This window comes from Nocardia sp. NPDC050799 (genome assembly GCF_040654015.1).
Lineage (GTDB): Bacteria > Actinomycetota > Actinomycetes > Mycobacteriales > Mycobacteriaceae > Nocardia.
This window is the reverse complement of the sequence record NZ_JBFAHF010000027.1, coordinates 1-18,548: the sequence shown is the minus strand read 5'-3', so window position 1 is coordinate 18,548 and position 18,548 is coordinate 1. Positions and strand designations below refer to the sequence as shown.

Here is an 18,548-nt window from a genome sequence, read left to right as displayed (position 1 = left end):
CGGGTCACCCGTGGACGCGCAAGGCGTCGATGAACCACTCCCAGGCCGGAACCTGGGAATCCCGCCGCGGCCAGCCGTTGAGTACCGCCAACAGTGCCCAGTACCGCTCGACCCGGCGGTCGGTGAACACCTCCGTCCGATCGGCGATCCGCCGGCGATCCGCCGCGGACAGACCGGCGTCGATGATCTGCTCCAGCACCTCCTTGCCGCGGCCGGATCCGGGTGCGACGCCTTCGGCGAGCGCACGTGAAGCGTGCTCGGATACGCGGACCGGGTCGACTGTGCTTTCGGGCCCGGTGTCGCCGGCGGCGCCGGCCACCGCCATCTGCCGGCAACGCGCCTGGAAGTCGGCGTCGGCGACCAGTTCGGCCAACTCGATCCAGGCATCCACCTGTTCCGGACTCGGGTCGTCGGGGAGTTCGGCGGGGAGCATTCGCATTCCGTGCGCGATATTCGCGCCCGGCGCGTCGTCCGCTATCCCGTCGAACATGGCGTCCACGAAGTCGTCGATCAGCCGTTGGCGTTCGGCGGCGGACAGTTTCGCCATCTTGTGCATGATTCTCATCTCCTCGGTCGAGCTTCCTCGATGAGCGACCGAACGCAGCACCGCGCGCCGGATCCGCAGGGTGCGGATCTCGGCGTCCAAGGCGCGGGCGTGCGATGCGGCGACCTCGGCCACGGTGGCCTGCCGCCGCAACACCTTCTGCACAGTCGGCAGGTCCAAGCCCAGTTCGCGGAGCGTGCGCACCAGATCGAGCCGGGCCACCGCTTCGGTGTCGTAGAGCCGATAGCCGGACGGCGACCGGCCGGTCGCCGGCACGACTCCGGAGTCCGACCAGAACCGGATGGTCCGCACCGACAATCCGGTGCGGCGTGCCAACTCACCGATGGTGAACAGTGCCTCGTGGTCACTCACGGAAACCAGCCTGAACCTTCCAGTAGATGGAGAGTCAACGAGAATTCCGTCCGTATGGCGTGAGTTCCACTTCGGCCGTATCCGACCGCCGTGACGCCGTCCGATGATGTTCCCCTGCTGCCTCCGCGATCGCGATGATCCGATCCCGCAGCTCCGCCGGGGCCAGGACATCGACCTCGGCGCCGAATCCCACCAGCATGGCCGCCGCCCCTTCCACGCTGCGCACTCGCAGCCGGTGCGCATCGGGCTCGTCGGGGACGGGTTCGGGGTCGCCGAGCGCGGTCACCGCCAGCGACCGCAACACCAGCGGTAATCGCGGCCGGTGCACGCGCAGCACGATCTCGGTGGCGGGCGCCCCACGGAAGTCGTCGCGCATCTGCCGCCACACCTGGTGTAGATCGAGGTCCGGCGGCCGCCGGCCGGGCTCACCGAGCCGGTGCACGGCGCTGATCCGGGACACCCGGTAGCTGCGCGGCCGACCGCGATGGGCGGCGACGAGGTACCAGGTCGTGCCGACCTGGAGCAGCCCCCACGGATCGACGGTCCGGTCGCCCGGCGTGTCGGCCTGTCTCGACTGGTAGCGGATCCGGATTCGCTCGTCGTCGAGCACCGCGGCCTGCACCGCGGCCAGTGCGTCCAGCACCGCCGGTTCGCGGTGCCAGCCGCCGGCGTCGAGGACGATCCGATCCCGCACGTGCGTGACCAGGCGGTGCTGATCGTCGGGCAGAGCGGTGGACAGCTTGTGCAGCGCGCGACAGAACGAGTTCCCCAGGCCGAGCGCTTCGGCCGTACCTCGTCCACCCGCGACGAAGAGCGCGCGGGCCTCTTCCGCGGTGAGCTGTTCGGCATCCGGTTCGAACCCGGGGACCAGGGCGAATCCGCCACCGCGGCCACGTTCGGCGTACACCGGGATACCGGCGGCGGACAGCGACTCCATATCGCGTAGCACCGTCCGTTTGGTGACTTCGAGGCGTTGGGCCAGCTCGGCGGCACTCATCCGCCCGTACCGACGCAGCAGTTGAACGATCTGAAGCAAACGGTCCGCGCGCATTTCTCCAGAATCGCACAGAAAGGTGACACCAGATGTCACCTTGTATGCCCGAGACTGCTCCTATGACCCAGATTCCGGATTTTCGATCAGACCTCGCCGCGGCCCAGGAGTGGGTGGCCGGACTCATGGCCGCGGTCCGCCCCGACCAGTGGAGCGCCCCGACCCCCTGCACGGACTTCGATGTGCGCGCGCTGCTCGAGCACCTCTCCTGTCATCCGGCCAAACTGGTGGCGACCGCTACCGGCGCCGACCCGCGCCCGCTCCCCGCCCGAGCGGAGATCGATATGAGCTGTCCCGGTGAGGATTACCTGAAACGGTCGAGCGCCGCCCTCGACCGGTGGGCCGACGACGCACTGCTGACCCGCCGGCTCCTCGCACCCTGGGGCGAGGCCCCCGGCGGGCTCGCCGTCGGCGGGTATCTCATGGAAACCGTCGCGCACGGCTGGGACCTGGCCGTATCCATCGGACAGCCCGCCGAGGCCGATCCGGCGCTGGTGGCCAAGGCACAGGCCATCGCCGACCGGGCGCTGAGTGACGCGTTCCGCGGCCCCGGGTCACCGTTCGGCGTTCGCGTCGAGCCGCCCGCCGCGGCCGGGCCGACGGAGCGACTGGCCGCTTTCCTCGGCCGCAGCCGGCCCGAGAGCCACTGACCGTTGGCGCGCGCCCGCCGCACCGCGTCGCCGACCGAACGGTGCGGCGGGCCGGTCCGCCTACAGGTCGAGGACCATTTCGAACTCTGGCCGGAAATCGCCGCCGCCGACAGTCCCCCGGACGCCGGTCCGCCGGAACCCGTGGCGGAAGTACAGGCGTTCGGCCGCGATATTCCCTTCGACGACTTCCAGGCGGATCCGGTCGCCGCCGCGGACGGGGGCGTGATCCAGCACCGCGTGCAGCAGCAGATCGGCGACTCCGGTTCCCCGCGCTTCCGGGGCGACCCACATCGAGATCAGGTGCAATACGCCGCCGTCTCCGGTGACCCCGACCGTCCCCACCGCGGTATCGGCGGCGGCTGCCACGAATTGCGCACGCCGGACGAGTAATTCGCGCCAGTCCCGTTCCCCACGCCGCCGGGCCTCGTCCAGGGTGGACCCGAACGCATAGGGCGCGTCCGCCAGCGATCGGAGCCGGATCTGCCGGAAAACGGCCCACTCCGCCACCTGCAACTGCCGGACGTGCACCGTGGTGAGATCCATCGGGTGATTGTCGCGCAGCCGGTACACCCGTGTCGCCGCGTCGCAGGCAGCGATCCGGTCGGCACCGAGCGAACGGCCCGGCCCCATCGCGCTGATACGCCGGTCCCGTGGGAAGTATGGTGACGTGGGCCGGTTCGACAACGCCGGCTGCCATGTCATCCCGCAGCGCACGCGGCCGACCGGTGGGAGGCTGAAATATTTTGGACGTCAGCATGATTCGCACCGCGCCGCACGACTGGCGTATCGACGAGCGCGAGTATCTTCGCCAGGAGGACCACCGTGGCCGCAGGTTCGCCTATCCCGGCCTCGACCCGCGGCGCACCGCGCTGGTGGTGATCGATATGGTGCCGTTCCACGTCGCCGGAAACGCCTACTGTCGCGCAATCGTGCCGCAAATCAACACCCTCGCCCGCACCCTGCGCACCGCGGGCGGGGCTGTGGTGTGGGTACTGCCCGAAGCGGGCGGGCCGATTCCGCACGCGATCGAGTTCTTCGGGGCGAAGCACGCCGAAACCTACAGTCACTCAGGTGGTTCCGGACCGCCGCGTAGTCGCGTGTGGCCCGATCTGGAAACCGGCGATCTCGATGTGTTCGTCGAGAAGTCCGCGTTCAGCGCCTTCTTCCCGGGGCGGTGCCCCCTGCCGCAATTACTCGAACAGCGGAATATCGACACGGTCCTGATCACGGGCACCGTCACCAACGTCTGCTGTGAATCCTCGGCACGGGATGCGAGCACCCTCGGCTTCCGGGTGATCATGGTCGCCGACGCGAATGCCGCACGCTGCGACCGCGACCACAATGCCACCCTGCACACCATCTACCGGTCGTTCGGGGACGTGCGTCCGACGTCGGAAGTGCTGGACATGATCGGAGCGGCCGGGCCGAGTGGAGCAGACAGCTGAGTTCTGCCGGAATCGCCGGATCCCGCCGACATCAATGGTGGCAACACTCCGAACCGACCTGCAACGCTCACCGGCAATGTGAGGATGGGGACAACGAGCGGACGAGCGGAGAAACCATGGGGAAGTTGGACGGAAGAGTCGCTGTCGTCACCGGCGGGGCGCGCGGACAAGGCCGATCGCATGCGGTGGCACTGGCCGCGGCGGGCGCCGATATCGTGCTGTGCGATATCGCCGCGCCGATCGCGAGCGTGCCCTACGCACTGGCTTCGGAGGACGACCTCGCCGAGACGGTGAAACTGGTCGGCGTCACCGGCCGCCGCTGCGTCCCGGTCACCGCCGACGTCCGTGATCAGGAACAGCTCTACGCCGTCGCCGACCGCGCCATCGACGAATTCGGCCGTATCGACATCCTCCTGGCCAACGCGGGTATCGCATCCAACGCCCTGATCACCGACATGCCCGAACAGACCTGGCAGGACATGATCGACGTCAACCTGACCGGCGTCTACCACAGCTTCCGCGCCGTCGTCCCGCATATGATCGAGCGCGGCTCGGGCCGTATCGTCGCCACCGCCTCCATCGTCGCCCGCATGGGCGCCCGCCGATCCGGCCACTACGCCGCCGCGAAATGGGGTGTGGTCGGCCTGGTGAAATCGCTGGCCGAGGAGGTCGCGGAACACGGCGTCACCGTGAACGCGGTCCTGCCCTCGGGAGTGCAGACCGACATGATCATGAACCCCGCCACCTACCGCGAGCTGATGCCCGACCACGAAAACCCCACCCGCGAGGACGCCATGGCGATGTTCGAGGCCGGGGGCGGGCTGATCCAGCCGGAAGAGGTCTCCGAACTGGTCCTGCTACTGGTCTCCGACTCCGGCGGCCGCTACAACGGCGAAGCCATCACCATCTCCGGCGGCCTGAGCACCCACACGGTCTGATCCACTCTCTCCGGTCCACCAAGCATCTGCACGCCGCGGCAGCGAGTCGGCGCCGGACGGCTCGTCATCGCCGGGAAGGTGACGTGCTCATCGAACCACGGGTACAAAGAGGTGTGCGAATGGCAGATGACAACCGTGTCGAGATCCCACGCTGGCTGAAGCCGATGAATCGGGTGATGGTCGCCGTCGGCCGGGTCGGAGTTTCCCTACCCGTGACTTTGCTCACGGTACCCGGGCGGACCTCGGGAAAGCCACGCACCACACCGGTGACCCCGTTCGAATTCAATGGTGCCGAATACGTTCTGGGTGGTATTCCCGGTGCCGATTGGGTGAAGAATGTGCAGGCCGCGGAGACCGTCGAATTGAAGACGAAACGGAAGACGCGGACCGTGCGCCTGGTGGAGGTTCCGGCGGCGGAGAGCGAGCCGGTGCTACGGGAGTTCCCGCGACTCGTACCCACCGGCGTACCGGTCATGATCAAATCCGGGGTAGTGACCGGCGACGACCCCGATGAGTTCGCCGCCCTGGCGGGCCGCTGTGTGTTGTTCCGGATCGAGAACATCTGACAACGCCGCACGACCATTCCACGGTGCCCCACCGCAGCCGGTAGCCGCCGATGCGAGTTGGGCGCACGCGTACAAGCACACTGTCAGGCGCGCTCAGGTCGACGCCCGGTTCCCGGCGTCCTGAGACGCCGGGGGATCATTTCAGGCTCCACTCATGTGGGCGATGAAGGCATCCCAGTCCGCCGGTGCGATGTCCAGCGCGGGACCGGACGGATTCTTGGAATCCCGGACACCGACCCGCCCCGATCCCAGCCATGCGACTTCGACACAGTCGCCGCCACCCCCGCTGTACGACGACTTGAACCACTGCACACCCGATAATTCGCCCATCACTGGTCGTATCTCCCTGCGATTCTCCGTATTCGATCCCGCGAGGTCACCTCATCGAGCGCCGCGAACCGAAGCGTTTCGTATAGTGCGCGAAACCGCGTCACATCATCGGAATCCTCGAAGTCATAGAGCCGATTGCGCCCTCCGAGTGGACTACAGCCGGTTCGCTGTCCGGGAAGTCGAGCACGATGAAAGGCTGGACGACATCACCGGTCGGTAGCCCGGCGGCGAAAGGCAGCACCCGCAGAGTGACGTTGTCGTGTGTGCTCGTATCGGCGATTGCCCGGCACTGAGCCGCCATGGTCCGCTTCGAACCAACCACCGTGTGCAGCACATTCTCGTGCAACAAGTACTCCATCCGGGCTCTCGAGCGGCGCTGCGCGAGCCGTCGCTGGCGCTGCATCCGCATTTCTACCCGGCTGTCGATCTGCTGCTCGGGGTCGTCCGGCGCGTAGGCGCGGTAGATCGCTTTGGCATAGTCGGCCGTTTGAAGAAGGCCAGGAATCACAAACGGTTGGAAGAACCGGAAATCGGTGGCATAGGCCTCCAGCTCGAGATAGGAACTGAATCCCTCGTGCATAAAGTGCCGATAGTTCTGCCACCAGACCTTCGTATTCGATTGCGCCGCAATGGTATTTAGATATTGGGTGCGATCTTCCGGCAGATCGAAGTAACGGCAAAGGAATTCGACCTCCCGGACCTTGATCCGCTCGTACTGCCCCAGCTCGATCCGGCTCAATGTCGCCCGGCTGAACTCGGTCTCCCGGGCCACCTGTTCCAGCGTCGAACCGCGTGCGTGACGTGCGTCCCGCAACGCTCTCCCCAGCTGCCGCCGCGGCAGTGTGGTGCCGCTGAGATCCGCCTTGCTCGGCATCGTGCCTCCCCTGTTTCTCAACGAATCGCCCGGCGTTTCTCAGTTCGAGAACAATCGTAGGCAGGCACCGGGAAACGTGCTGCGAGTTCCGATCGATCCCGTGACGGCCTCGCGCCGACCTACGCCGAGTCTGTGACCTGCAGCAACATAGTCGCATGTCCGAGAGATACGGAAGTCGTTGTCGCAAAGACGCTTTCCCGGCAGCCTCCGGCGCCGCCGAGCCGCACGCCCCGACGCGCCACACCGAATGCGACGGCCGGCTGGCCGTCTGGCGGCTCGATCGCGGGGCGATCCAGATTCTGGAGGTGCGCGATACGGCGGGCGCGGCCGTACCGCTGCCCGCCCGCGCCTGCACCGACCTCGCGGATATGCGCGAGCGGTTCCCCGAATACGCCCGTCTGTGGGATGCGATCCGCCACGAGTTCTGGGCGCATACCGTCGCGCGGGGACTGCTCGGATGAGCGCTATCCGCTACCCCGACGACGATTCGGTCGCCGAGATCACCGCGCACTTCCTGCCTGCCGTACCCGCCGGGTCGCTGCCCATACTGTTCGGATTCCGCTTCGACGGCAAAACGATCCACGCCGAATGCGCCGAAGTTGGTCCGAGCCGGGGTGTCACGGATCCGAATCCGATCCATGTGGCGGCCGCCCAGGTGCGCGCCGTCCTCGGCCCCGGCATGTTCGGACTCGGTTTCGTCTTCCTCGTTTTCGCCGATCAACTGGCTTCCCGCGCCGCCGCCCGGCATATCCCGGCACCCGTCCGTACCGCCGCCGCGCGACTGCCCGCCGGGGCAGACGTTCTCGCGGCCGCCACCATCGATGCCACCGGTCGTCAGTGGTGGGCGGTCCGCCCCCACCACTGCGGCGCCGACCCGATACTCCTGCGGTTCCCCGCCGTCGCACCCCGGGATTGGCGCCTACCCGAATCCATCGACGCGTCCCTGTGGACCGCCGCACTCGCTCTCGACGACGCCAACCATCCGCATCTACTGAGGCTGCGGATCACGAACCCGCGCGAACGGGCCGGACTGTGAGTGCTCCCCGGGTCCGCCTGCACCGAAGCCGGCGCTCACCAGGCGTCGGCGCGCTCCTCCGCCGAACGGCGCCAGGCCAGATCCAGCCAGCTGCCGAAATGGCGGGTGAACTCGGCCGGGGTGGCCGGGCGCACCGTGACGTGGGTTCCGCGCTGTTCGGTGTAGCTGGATGACGCCCTGATCATGGTGGATTGGGAGGTCCACGTCGTGCAGGCCGACGAGCTACCGTTCCGACAGAAGCAGCAGAACCGGCCGGCGGCTATCCGGCCGGTTCTCGCGTTTCAGGGTTGCACAGGCGGAGCAGTACCGGGGTCGGCGGATTCGGGCCGGTCGCTCGCCGACGCCGCGTGATGTACTCGCGGCTGATCAGGACCCGGCCGGACAGAACTCCGCGGTGAGCACGTCGGTGAACGGCCCCAAGCCGCTCCAGTCGCCGTTCATGTTGCTGGTGAGCAGGTGCGCGCCGTCCTGGGAACCCATGGCGTAGGTCCAGGATCCATAGGTGGCGCCGCCGTTGCCCCAGACCGTGACTCCGCACGGCAGCGTCTGCGCAAAGACGCCCAGACCGTACCGGGTGTTGGGGATCCAGTTCGACCCATCTGTGGGGACGGTGGTGAGCAGTTCCTGTTGCTGAGCGGGCGGAAGCAGGCGTCCGCCCAGCAGTGCGCCGAAGAAGCGGTGGAGATCACCGGTGGTGGAGATGATGCCGCCCGCGGACCAGGCGAAGGACTGGTTCATCTCCGTCGCGTCGTAGATCGTGGGTGCCGGGTCCTGAGAGAACAGGGTGGAGTAGTGCACCGGGTGGGGTCCGCGGATTCCCGGGTCGCCCGGGAGAGAAGTCCCGGTCAGGTCGAGGGGGCGGGTGATGCGCTGGGTGAGCTCCTCGCCGTAGCGCCGGCCCGTCACCTTCTCGATGATCATGGCGGCCAGAATGTAGTTGGTGTTGGAGTAGAAAAAGCGCTCTCCGGGGCCGGCGAGGGGCGGGTGGGCCATGGCGATCTTCACCAACTGCTCGGGGGTATAGCTGTCGTAGCGATGTTCCAACCAGGCGGGGCCGACGCCCTTGGCGAAGAACTCCGGATCGTTGGTGTAAGCAAAGAGGCCACTGGTCTGGTTGAGCAGTTGCCGAATGGTGATCTTGCCACCGTCGTTTCCGTTGCCCTGGACCAGTCCGGGCAGCCAGCGTTCGACGGTGTCGTCGAGGCTCAGTCTGCGCTCGGCAGCCAATTGAAGAACGACGGTGGCGGTGAACGCCTTGGTCGTACTCCCGATGCGGAAACGGTCCTGTGGCCGGCGCTTCCGCCCGGTGTCGGTGTCCGCCGAACCCGCGGCGCCGAACCACTGTCCTCGCTGGTCGTGGATTTCGGCCACGATACCGGGAGTACCTGCTCGGACGGCCGCGTCGAGGGCGTGCTGCACGTCGGCATGGCCGGGGTCGTCCTGTGCGGAGGCCGCGGGCGAGGTCACCGCGGCCATCGCGATGGTTGTCGTGGCGGCGGCAAGTGCGGCGGCGATATATCGGGACTTGATGACCATATCCATGCCCTTCCGGGGTTCTCGGAAACAAAGGAGAGTTCGGCGGGACGACCCGCCGACGCGGCCGGGTAGTGCCGCGGCCGGTGTGTCGGCGGTTCGGCGGTGACGATCACGCTTCGTCGAAGTCCTGTCGAAGGCGCCGGACAGGCGTGCCTCCCAAGCGGATCCGATCACCGGCCCTGTATTCGAACTCGACCAAAGGCTAATTTGCATTTACTAATCTGTCAATCAGAGTCGATCTCAAAATACCGTGATTGACATGGTATTTGGCTCGCTTTTGCAATGATTTTGAGATCAAATGCAACAGTGACACTAGGCCGCGAATTGCAATGAGTTGCCGAAGAATGCAAGACTCTGCGCGGCCGCAGGTCAGCGGCACACGATGACGAGGAGGCGCTGCCCATGCCCGGAGGCAGACTGACCCAGCAGGAGCGCCGGCAGATCGCCGAAGGACTTGCCCGCGGACTCAGCTACACCGAGATCGCCGAACATCTGAAACGTCCACCTTCGACCATCACCCGGGAAGTGGCCCGCAACGGCGGCCCCAACGGCTACCAGGCCGGCGTCGCACACCAGGCCACACGAGAACGTGCTCGGCGCCGCCGTCGGGCATCGACACCCTCCGAGGCACCCGGGCCGAGTCGCGAGGCCGCACACGACCTCGAGGAGCAGTTCACCGCCTTGATGATCAGCACCGGGCTGACCCGCATGACCGCACGCGTGCTCGCCTGCCTCTACCTCACCGATAGCGGAAGCCTGACCGCCGCCGAACTCACCCGCCGCCTTCAGGTCAGCCCCGCTTCCATCTCCAAGGCCATCGGTGAACTCGAACAACAGGAACTGATCCGTCGCGAACGCGACCCTCGCCGACGGCGCGACCGGTACGTCATCGACGCCGACGCCTGGTTCCGCGGCTGGATGGCAAGCGCCCGTCAGAACACCGCGCTGGCCGAATTCGCCCGCCGAGGAGCGGAAACCCTCGGTGCCGGTTCACCATCAGGCGACCGACTGCGTGACATCGGCCAGTTCTTCGAACACGTCGGCCACGCCATGATCGAGGCTGCCGAGCAATGGCGGCAGACCCACCTGTGTAGCCGAGCGGCGACGTTGGGTGAGAAACCGGAAACATGAGTTCGATCGGTGCCAGTCCGTTGGGTTCGGTACTGGTTGCAATCACGTGCAGTTCGGCGCGGGTTGCCGCCAGGCGCGGGAGGTCGGCGGCGAGCTCATCGCGGATACCAAGCTGTGGTGGTGACGGGGGCGGTGCCACCTGCGGCGGCGCCGGCTTCTTCCTGGGTGGCTCACGTTGGCGACCGCCTACCGTGACAGAGATTTCGGGGCGTGGCTCGAGTCGGACGACCGGTATGTCACCGGACTTCTCATCCGGCCGGTCGCCGACTTGGTTTGCGGGCCGCGCACGCACCGACCACTTCGTCGAGCCGCATCACCCTGGCCGATGAACCCGTGAACGCCGGGATCTGCCGGCCTCAGGGCACCGCGAGCTCGTAGGAGGTGCTCCGACCACCCGCGTCCGATCGCAGCAATACTCCGAGGTCGACCAGTTCGTTGATATCGCGCAGCGCGGTGTCCTGAGAGCATTTGGTGATGATGGCCCACTTGCGGGTGGTGAGTTTGCCGTTGAACCCGTCCAGGAGCCGGTTCAGGATCGCCCGCTGGCGGTCGTTCATCGGGATCGACTGCCGCTGCCGCCAGAAACGGGACTTCAGCAGGACCCGGTCGACCGTCTCATCCGAGTGGACGATCGCGCGCCTGAGCGCTTCGAGGAACCAGTTCAGCCACTCCGTCACATCGAGCGAGCCCTTCTGGGTGCGTTCCAGTATCCGGTAGTACGCCGCGCGGTCGCGTTGAATCTGCGCGGAAAGGCTGTAGAACCGCCGGGAACTGTGGTCCGCACGCGCCAGCCACAGATCACCCAGGGCGCGCGCGACGCGGCCGTTTCCGTCGTCGAAGGGATGCACGGTCACGAACCACAGATGCGCCAATCCGGCTTTGATGATCGCCGGTTCCGCGGTATCGGCATCGACCCAGTCCAGGAACTTTCGCATCTCGACGTCCAGCCGCTCGGCCGGCGGCGCCTCGAAGTGCACGCGCTGTCGACCGTAGCCACCGGACACCACCTCCATCGGTCCGGCCTCGTCGGTGCGCCAGGAGCCGATGTTGATCCGGGTCCGACCGGAGTATCCCGTCGGGAAAAGGGCGGCGTGCCAGCCGAAAAGACGTTCCGCGGTAACGGGCCGGTCGTGGTGCGCGGTGGCATCGAGCACCATTTCGACGACACCGTCCACCTGCCGATCGGCCGGAGCGAGCGCCCCGATATCCACCCCGAGGTGACGCGCGAGAGAAGAACGCACAGAGGCCACGTCCAGCAGTTCGCCCTCGATTTCGCTGGTCTTGACCACATCCTGGGTCAAAACAGCCAAGCTTGCCTCGTCCTGCACAGTATCGGCGGTCTCGGCGAGCCGGCCCAGCAGACGCCCCTGCTGATACGCCGCCTCGGTCAGGGGCGCAACCAACCGGGCGGCGTCGTATTCGAACACCGGCCAGTCGGCACGCTGCCAGATGTACTTCCGGTACCCGGACGTCATGCGGCGATACTACGCCTATTCACCGCAGATTCTGCGGTGAATAGGCCTTGGATTCCCCGCACGGACCTTGCCGCGCTGTCGAAGAACAAGCACACCGCGAACCATCGCTCCGCATTGCACAGGCCCGGCCGGCACGAGCGCCGGACGCGATCCGACGCAGCCCCGCTCAGATCCCCAGAACCAGTTTCGCCGTGGTGAAGTAGATGATCAGCCCGGTCGCGTCGACCAGCGTCGTGACCATGGGCGCCGACACCACCGCCGGGTCGATCCGCAGCCGCTTGGCCAGCAGCGGCATGGTGCCGCCGATGGTGGCGGCCCAGGCACAGATGAGCACCAGCGTGACCCCGACGACCACCGCGACCCTGGGGCCGACGAACAGTCCGCCGATGATCACGCCGACCACCGCGAGCATGGTCCCGAGGACCAACCCCACCCGGCACTCCCGCCAGATGACCTTGAACAGGTCGCCGCCGCGTACCTCGCCGACCGCGACCGCACGCACACAGGCCGTGGCGGCCTGCGCCCCGGCGTTACCGCCCGCCCCGATGAGCAGCGGGATGAACAACGCCAGTTGCGCGGCCTGTTCGAGGGTGGCCTCGAAGAACCCTGTCACGCTCACCGTGAGTGTGGCCGCGACCAGCAGCAGCATCAGCCACAGCGCGCGGTAGCGGGCGAGCTGGAACACCCCGGCGGCCATGTAGTGGCCTTCCCAGGGCGCCGAACCGGCCTGTTTGGCGACGTCCTCGCTGTCGGCGGCCTCGATGACCTCGACCGCGTCGTCGATGGTGAGCAGCCCGACGAGCCGGTCCTCGCTATCGACCACGGGCAGGTTGATGTCGTTGGTCTCGCGCATGAGGCGCGCGGCCTTCTCCGCCGAATCGGTGGCGCGGACGAACGCGGGTTCGGTGACGACGAGGTCGGCGACCATGGTGTCGGGGCCGCTGAGTACGAGTTCGCGCAGTTCCACGATGCCCTGCAGGCGGCGGCCCGCGTCGACCACGGGGAGGGTGTAGACCGTTTCGGCGTTGCCGCCCTTGAGCCGGACCGTGCGCAGGGCGTCGGCGACGGAGAGGCTGCCGGGGATCGCGACGACCTCGGGCGACATGTACCGGCCGACCGAGCCCTCGGGGTAGCCGAGCAGCGCGGCGGTCATCCGGCGTTCGCGGGGGCTCAACCCGGCGAGGGCTTTCTTCGCCACCTTCGCCGGCGCTTCGCGCAGCATGCGGGCCCGGTCGTCGGGGGCCATGCCCTCGACGAGTTCGCGGAAACTCTGGTCCCGCAGGCCCTGCAGGATCTGCTGCTGATCGACGGGTTCGAGTTCCTCGAACACCGCCAATGCCAGATCCTTGTCCAGCAATCGGAACGCTACCCCGGCCTCGACGGCGTCCATCCGCGCGAGTTCGTCGGCGATGACGTGCGGCGGATGGTTGTCCAGCCAGTGCAGCGCGGCATCGACGCGGTGGCTCTCGACCACGTCCTGGAGGGATTCCGACAGCGTCGTCGGCACTTCGATGAGATCGATCTGCGACATGAGAAGTCCTCGGCACAGCAGTGAGTTGCGAGTGATTTCGAAGGAAAGTCACACCGCGAGGCGCCGAGCCGGGCCGCTCCGCCGACAGTTACTGCAAGCGGAAACGCGGGCGGACGACGCCGCGCGGCCTTCGACTGGGAGGTTCGCTGCGCATTGCAACACCACCTCCTCTTAGGTCGCCGCTACGCGCGTGGGTACACGCCCGATCCGGATAACTGTCTATGAATGCGAACGCATTCTTGATCAGAATACATCCTGACCACGGGAAGTCCGCATCGAAAGGTTCGTCACACGGCGTTTCACACTCCCGGGCGTGTCCGCGCGCCACATATTTGCTCGGGATTGTCGAGAAACAGGCTGATCCGGGTCACCGCGGCGGCGATCCGGCCGCTGGGCAGCGGTGACTCCACCCGGATATCGACCGGTTCGCGGAGTGTCACATCGACGGTGGTGCCGTCCGGTCCGGCGAGGAACAGGTGGTCGCGCTCGAGGGCTGTTCCGGTCTGGTTGTAGCGGCGATGTGCGGCGACGGCCGCGATCCGGTCGAACGCGATGGTCGCGATCTCACGGCCGCCGCGGCGCAGCACCAGCGCCCGGTCGGTGGCGTAGTGCGGGTAGGCGATATCGGCGACGAACATCGCGAAGAGCAGCAGCAACGACCACAGTGACAGCACGCCCAGCGAAACACTCAGCCACGCCCACGGGATCAGGATGTGGAGCACCGCCATCTCCAGCAAGGTCGCCGCCAGAAAGGCCAGTGGCATCGCCAGCACGCCCCGCGTGCCGGGCAACGGCGCGCGTTCACGGCCGTCGCAATCGGTTCGCCGGCGCAACCACAGCCAAACCGCGCGGTATGCCCGGCCCTGGTTCCGCAGAAACCTGGTGGTCCGCCCGGTCATGCTCGATCGTCCTCACCGGTGAGCAGTTCGATCGCACGCAGTACCGCCCGGCGCTGGGCCGGATCAAGCACGAGCGCCGGGAGCGACAGTTCGGGCCGGTTCGGGAAGCAGGCCGAGCCGGTGATAGTGGCGGACGGCACGGGGAGTCGTTCCGGCGGCCGTGGCGATTTCGCTGATTCTCATAGCACCAGCTTCCGGTGTGACGCTACGTCGCAGTCAAGCGAACGAACCCTCGGCAAGAAACCAGGGATGTGCTCGAGAGATCAGTTCGGAATGAGCTTCGAGGGGCTGCTCGGTTATCTGCCTCCGCAGGCTACGGCTATAGCGGTGGGGTCGGGTGGCGATCACCAGATCTACCGCCGCGATCGCCGGAACGACAGCGGCCGGCGCCGCTACCGGCAGATTCACCCCGAAGCCGAGCGTGGCGGATCCAAAATACGAACGGGATGTCGAGTAGCAGCACTGCCGACCGGGCGGTGGGTCGCGCGCGGTGAGGCATCGCTCAGTCGTCCCGGAGCAGATACCCGACTGCTTGGACGACGATGTCTGCGGGCACATTGTCGGGATCCAGTATGTACTGGATCAGGAGGCCGTCTTCCAGCGCATGGATGATCAAGGCCAGGAACTCGGCGTCGGCGCCGGGTTTGTTCCTCGCGACGCCTTCGGCGATCAGTGATCTCGCGTAGCGATCCCGCTCGGCGACCAGCGGACGGCTCTGTGGGTCGCGGATCGCCTGCAGCACCAGTTCCAGGCGCAATGAAAGCCATTCCGGAAGGTGTTGTGCTCGCTCGCGATTCCAGGCTCGTAGTTGTTCGCCGGCTTCTTCGAAGGTCGAACCCAGGTCACGAACTTCTCGCTCTTCAGAGCGGGTGCGCTCGAGTAGCAGTGCGCGCAGCACGTCGTACTTGTCACTGAAGTTGCCGTAGAAGGCGCCGCGGCTGTAACCGGCACGTTCGGCGATCTGTTCCACGGATGTTCCGTTGACACCACGTTCGGCGAACAATTCGCGCGCCGAGGCGATGAGACGCTCCCGGGTGAGGGCGCGGCTCTGAGCACGGGTCAGACGTGGCGGCATGCGCTTTAATATACACACCAGTCTACAGATACAGATGTGTATATTAAGTTTCGTGAGTGAGATATGGGCGTTGAGTGCCAGGGAGATCGGACGTGCCGTGACGCGCGGCGAACTGTCGGCGTCAGAGGTCCTCGATGCCCACCTCGCGCGCATCGCACAGGTCAATCCTTCGTTGAATGCCGTGACGGTCCAGTTCGTCGAGGCGCGGGAGACCGCGAAGGCCGTCGACCGAGCCGTTCGATCGGGCGACGACCCGGGACCGCTGGCCGGGGTTCCGTTCCGTTCACCGTGAAAGAGAACATCGACGTGGCGGGCCAACCCACCACGCACGGCGTCCCCCACTTCGCCGATGCGGTCGCCGATGTCGATGCGCCTCCGGTGCGTCGCCTGCGGCAGGCCGGCGCAGTTCCGCTGGGGCATACCAACATGCCCGATCTCACCATCGGTGGAAACGTCACAGTCAGCCAGCTGTTCGGCGAGACCCGCAATCCGTGGGGCGTGATCCGAACCCCCGGCGGCACCAGCGGAGGCGACGGCGCAGCAGTTGCCGCGGGTATGGCACCCCTCGGTCTCGGCAACGACTCCGGCGGGTCACTGCGGGTACCGGCCATGTTCTGCGGGGCGACCGCACTCAAGCCCACGTACGGTCGGTTTTCCTCGGATCATCGTGTCGCCGGCCGGGAACCGACGTTGGCAGCGCAGCTCTTCCCCGTCGATGGCCCGATCGCGCGGTCGGTCGACGACCTCGCGCTGGTCACGGAGATCCTCAGTGGAGTCGATCCGCGGGATCCGAGAGTCGTACCGGTGCCTACTGCCGGACCACCGCTACCAAAGTGCGTAGCGGTGTGCGAAGACCCCGGCGGGCTGGGCGTACATCCGCAGGTGCGGGCGGAGGTGCGACGGGCCGCGGACGTTCTCGACGATGCCGGCTACGAGGTCGTCGAGGTGCAGCCGCCCCGGATCATCGAGGCGATGGAGGCCTTCGGCGTCATGGTGACCGCCGAGTTCTCGGTGCGCTGGCCGGCTGTGCGCCCCTTGCTCAGCGCACAGGCCGCCCGGCACATGGATTTGTCGATGAAACGGGCACCTCCAGCGGATCTGGCGTCCTACCTCGAGGCAACGGCGACGCGTTTCGGGATCGAGCGGGACTGGACGCTGTTCGCGCAGCGCTATCCGCTGATCCTCGGCCCCGTCTATACCGAGCGGCCGTTCGACGCCGACCTGGGCGATCGGGCCCAGGCCCTGCGAACAATGGTCGGCATGCGGTTGTGCACCGCGAGCACATGTGTCGGTGTCCCCGCGGTCGCCGTGCCCACCGGTGTGGTCGACGGCCAGCCGCTGGGCGTGCAGTTGATCGCACCGCACTACCGCGAGGACATCTGCCTCCAGGGCGCCGGACTGCTCGAAGAGCGATTCGGCGTGCTCACACCCGTCCACCGCCCGACCGCAACCCGATGCGACTCCATACCCGACACCATTTAGGAAGGCATACCGGACATGGCCACAATCGCAGTACCCGAGGTAGAGCAATACGGAGAGGGATGCCGAATGCGTAGGACGACCCTGGTTGCCGCACGGATCGTCGTTGCCGCGACTGTCGCGTCGGGCTTCGCCGCAGTATTCGGCGCAGGTGCCGCCCAGGCCGCGCCGCAGGACTGTGCCGTCACGCGCGACCTGACCGGTGCGACAGCGACATGCCACGACGTCGACGCGCCTGCCGGGCGGGAGTATGCGCTGATCGTCGAGTGCTTCGGCCTGCACGGGGTACCCAATGCCTTCCCACTCATGGCCATCGGCCCATACCAGGGCTCATGGAGTGGCTCCTTCAGTCCATCCGGTCACGGCGCAGCCTCATGCCTGGGCCCTATGAGTGTCGGAACCGCCACGAACGCTTACGTAACGATCTACCGAGACTGACCCATCGAGCGGCACTCGAAAGTGTCATCCAACCCTTCGGGTGCCGCGATCCGAGGATCACCGGCGACAACGTAGAACGCGATCTCGGTCCGGTCGACCCCGGACCTGCCGCGCCACGTACTCGACCGCCTCGTCGTGGATCTCGATGGCAGGTCGCGGCATGGAGTGCCGTGCCCGATCCGAAAGAACACCATCAATCCGAATTGAAGGAGAACCGCCGTGCCGCAATACTTCCTGTCCCTTCCCCATGACAGTGCCGAGGAACCGACGATGGACTCGATGCAGGACATGGACCCCGCCGAACTGGAAACGATGATGGCCGCCGTCGACAAGTTCAACAACGACCTCGTCACCGCCCAAGCGCTGATCGCCGCCGGCGGGCTGCATCCGCCCTCGACCGCGATCACCGTCGACGCCACCGGAGACGTCCCGTCGCACACCCGGGCGCCCTTCGTCGAGGCCACCGAGTACGTCGGTGGCTTCTGGATCATCAACGCCGACGACGAATCCGCCGCCGTGGCATGGGCCGAACAAGCCTCCACCGCAGTGGGATCACGCATCGAAGTCCGCGCACTCCAAGAAGCACCCCAGTAGAGATGTGACAGAAGTCCCCAGTGCACGCACGCTGCCGGACTCGCCGAACCGGGAAAGTGGCCGAGCGCGGCGCATCTCCCGGTTGGGCGACCGGAGCACCACATAGATGCCCGCCGGGGGTAGGTCGCCGCTCGCCCGGCTCGAGAAGGGTTGGCGCGATGTTCGGGAGACTCTGCGAGGGTCTGCGGGACAGAATCTTGAAATCTGTCGAGGCGACGAGCCGGAAAGCCGCACAGATGGATCGGAGCGTAGCCGAGGGGCTTCGAGTAGCCGCCCGCGATATCGGTCGGTCGGACAGAGCTTTCCGTCCGAGTCCGTTCGAGCAGGCGATGCAAACCGTGCGACCGCAGAAGCCGGAGGTGCTGGGCGGGGGGATCAGCATGACCTACCTCGCCACCACTTCGCCGGGTTCCCGGTCGGTGTACAAGCCGGACTATTTCGAGAACCTGCCACTGCTCCAGGGAGACGCAGGGATTCGGCGCCTCAGATATGGCGATCTCAAAGGGTCAGCGCATCACCGCTGCTCAGATGTTCAGCGTAAACCTCGGCAGGACTGCGGTATCCGTGGATCCTGCGGGGCCGGT

21 protein-coding genes and 1 pseudogene are annotated in these 18,548 nt (G+C 66.7%); 10 read left to right on the top strand and 12 right to left on the bottom strand.

The window, feature by feature from the left end; all coding sequences use genetic code 11:
* Positions 1-4: 4 nt before the first annotated feature.
* Positions 5-916, bottom strand: a complete 912-nt coding sequence (locus AB0H42_RS24945) for a MerR family transcriptional regulator (protein WP_357059871.1) — start codon at positions 914-916, stop codon at positions 5-7.
* A 34-nt stretch (positions 917-950) separates the two neighbouring features.
* On the bottom strand, positions 951-1,967 hold the full coding sequence (locus tag AB0H42_RS24940; RefSeq protein ID WP_357059869.1) for a YafY family protein: 1,017 nt from the start codon (positions 1,965-1,967) through the stop codon (positions 951-953).
* Between the two features lie 62 nt (positions 1,968-2,029).
* Here AB0H42_RS24940 and AB0H42_RS24935 point away from each other — a divergent pair, with 62 nt between their 5' ends.
* Positions 2,030-2,617 (top strand): TIGR03086 family metal-binding protein, encoded by a 588-nt coding sequence (locus AB0H42_RS24935; RefSeq protein WP_357059866.1) that lies wholly within the window; start codon positions 2,030-2,032, stop codon positions 2,615-2,617.
* A gap of 60 nt (positions 2,618-2,677) precedes the next feature.
* Here the strand turns inward: AB0H42_RS24935 and AB0H42_RS24930 are convergent, their stop codons facing one another.
* A complete protein-coding gene (locus AB0H42_RS24930; RefSeq protein ID WP_357059864.1) occupies positions 2,678-3,160 on the bottom strand; it encodes a GNAT family N-acetyltransferase in 483 nt (160 codons plus the stop codon).
* A gap of 212 nt (positions 3,161-3,372) precedes the next feature.
* On the opposite strand from AB0H42_RS24930, the gene AB0H42_RS24925 reads away from it, so the two are divergent.
* From AB0H42_RS24925 to AB0H42_RS24915, 3 genes are all read left to right on the top strand, one after another.
* On the top strand, positions 3,373-4,062 hold the full coding sequence (locus AB0H42_RS24925; protein WP_357059861.1) for an isochorismatase family cysteine hydrolase: 690 nt from the start codon (positions 3,373-3,375) through the stop codon (positions 4,060-4,062).
* Positions 4,063-4,178: 116 nt separating this feature from the next.
* Positions 4,179-5,000, top strand: a complete 822-nt coding sequence (locus AB0H42_RS24920; protein ID WP_357059859.1) for a mycofactocin-coupled SDR family oxidoreductase — start codon at positions 4,179-4,181, stop codon at positions 4,998-5,000.
* A gap of 119 nt (positions 5,001-5,119) precedes the next feature.
* Entirely contained in the window at positions 5,120-5,566 is a 447-nt protein-coding gene (locus AB0H42_RS24915) for a nitroreductase family deazaflavin-dependent oxidoreductase (RefSeq protein WP_357059856.1), read from the top strand.
* A gap of 141 nt (positions 5,567-5,707) precedes the next feature.
* On the opposite strand, the gene AB0H42_RS24910 is transcribed toward AB0H42_RS24915, so the two are convergent.
* Entirely contained in the window at positions 5,708-5,896 is a 189-nt protein-coding gene (locus AB0H42_RS24910; protein ID WP_357059855.1) for a DUF397 domain-containing protein, read from the bottom strand.
* 100 nt (positions 5,897-5,996) lie between these two features.
* A complete protein-coding gene (locus AB0H42_RS24905) occupies positions 5,997-6,770 on the bottom strand; it encodes a helix-turn-helix transcriptional regulator (protein WP_357059853.1) in 774 nt (257 codons plus the stop codon).
* Between the two features lie 155 nt (positions 6,771-6,925).
* Here AB0H42_RS24905 and AB0H42_RS24900 point away from each other — a divergent pair, with 155 nt between their 5' ends.
* Together AB0H42_RS24900 and AB0H42_RS24895 are read left to right on the top strand one after the other, a co-directional pair.
* Positions 6,926-7,231, top strand: a complete 306-nt coding sequence (locus AB0H42_RS24900; RefSeq protein WP_357059851.1) for a hypothetical protein — start codon at positions 6,926-6,928, stop codon at positions 7,229-7,231.
* Positions 7,228-7,806: a hypothetical protein gene (locus AB0H42_RS24895; RefSeq protein WP_357059849.1), complete on the top strand. Its 579-nt coding sequence runs from the start codon at positions 7,228-7,230 to the stop codon at positions 7,804-7,806. The genes AB0H42_RS24900 and AB0H42_RS24895 overlap by 4 nt, the downstream gene beginning before the upstream one ends.
* A 35-nt stretch (positions 7,807-7,841) precedes the next feature.
* Here AB0H42_RS24895 and AB0H42_RS24890 read toward each other — a convergent pair whose 3' ends face one another.
* Positions 7,842-7,991: a hypothetical protein gene (locus AB0H42_RS24890; protein ID WP_357059846.1), complete on the bottom strand. Its 150-nt coding sequence runs from the start codon at positions 7,989-7,991 to the stop codon at positions 7,842-7,844.
* Between the two features lie 181 nt (positions 7,992-8,172).
* A complete protein-coding gene (locus AB0H42_RS24885) occupies positions 8,173-9,342 on the bottom strand; it encodes a serine hydrolase domain-containing protein (RefSeq protein WP_357059843.1) in 1,170 nt (389 codons plus the stop codon).
* 402 nt (positions 9,343-9,744) lie between these two features.
* On the opposite strand from AB0H42_RS24885, the gene AB0H42_RS24880 reads away from it, so the two are divergent.
* The gene (locus AB0H42_RS24880; protein WP_357059841.1) at positions 9,745-10,473 is read left to right on the top strand and encodes a helix-turn-helix domain-containing protein; all 729 of its coding nucleotides are present in this window, start codon (positions 9,745-9,747) and stop codon (positions 10,471-10,473) included.
* Between the two features lie 356 nt (positions 10,474-10,829).
* Here the strand turns inward: AB0H42_RS24880 and AB0H42_RS24875 are convergent, their stop codons facing one another.
* The 5 genes and pseudogenes from AB0H42_RS24875 to AB0H42_RS24855 all read right to left on the bottom strand — a co-directional run bounded on the left by AB0H42_RS24875 (position 10,830) and on the right by AB0H42_RS24855 (position 15,453).
* A complete protein-coding gene (locus AB0H42_RS24875; RefSeq protein WP_357059838.1) occupies positions 10,830-11,948 on the bottom strand; it encodes a Fic family protein in 1,119 nt (372 codons plus the stop codon).
* Positions 11,949-12,114: 166 nt separating this feature from the next.
* Positions 12,115-13,479 carry a magnesium transporter gene (mgtE, locus tag AB0H42_RS24870; RefSeq protein ID WP_357059836.1) on the bottom strand — a complete coding sequence of 455 codons (1,365 nt, stop codon included), beginning with the start codon at positions 13,477-13,479 and terminating at the stop codon, positions 12,115-12,117.
* A 299-nt stretch (positions 13,480-13,778) separates the two neighbouring features.
* A complete protein-coding gene (locus tag AB0H42_RS24865; protein WP_357059833.1) occupies positions 13,779-14,378 on the bottom strand; it encodes a hypothetical protein in 600 nt (199 codons plus the stop codon).
* Positions 14,379-14,468: 90 nt separating this feature from the next.
* A pseudogene (locus tag AB0H42_RS24860) lies at positions 14,469-14,561 on the bottom strand (MerR family DNA-binding transcriptional regulator); the annotation flags it as partial.
* A gap of 319 nt (positions 14,562-14,880) precedes the next feature.
* Positions 14,881-15,453, bottom strand: coding sequence for a TetR/AcrR family transcriptional regulator (locus AB0H42_RS24855; protein ID WP_357059831.1), 573 nt, complete (start codon positions 15,451-15,453; stop codon positions 14,881-14,883).
* A gap of 52 nt (positions 15,454-15,505) precedes the next feature.
* Here AB0H42_RS24855 and AB0H42_RS24850 point away from each other — a divergent pair, with 52 nt between their 5' ends.
* From AB0H42_RS24850 to AB0H42_RS24840, 3 genes are all read left to right on the top strand, one after another.
* Positions 15,506-15,745 carry an amidase family protein gene (locus AB0H42_RS24850; protein WP_357059828.1) on the top strand — a complete coding sequence of 80 codons (240 nt, stop codon included), beginning with the start codon at positions 15,506-15,508 and terminating at the stop codon, positions 15,743-15,745.
* Positions 15,742-16,935, top strand: coding sequence for an amidase family protein (locus AB0H42_RS24845; protein ID WP_357059826.1), 1,194 nt, complete (start codon positions 15,742-15,744; stop codon positions 16,933-16,935). Before AB0H42_RS24850 ends, AB0H42_RS24845 begins: the two co-directional genes overlap by 4 nt.
* Before the next feature lie 654 nt (positions 16,936-17,589).
* Entirely contained in the window at positions 17,590-17,964 is a 375-nt protein-coding gene (locus AB0H42_RS24840; RefSeq protein WP_357059824.1) for a YciI family protein, read from the top strand.
* The last annotated feature ends 584 nt before the right edge of the window (positions 17,965-18,548 follow it).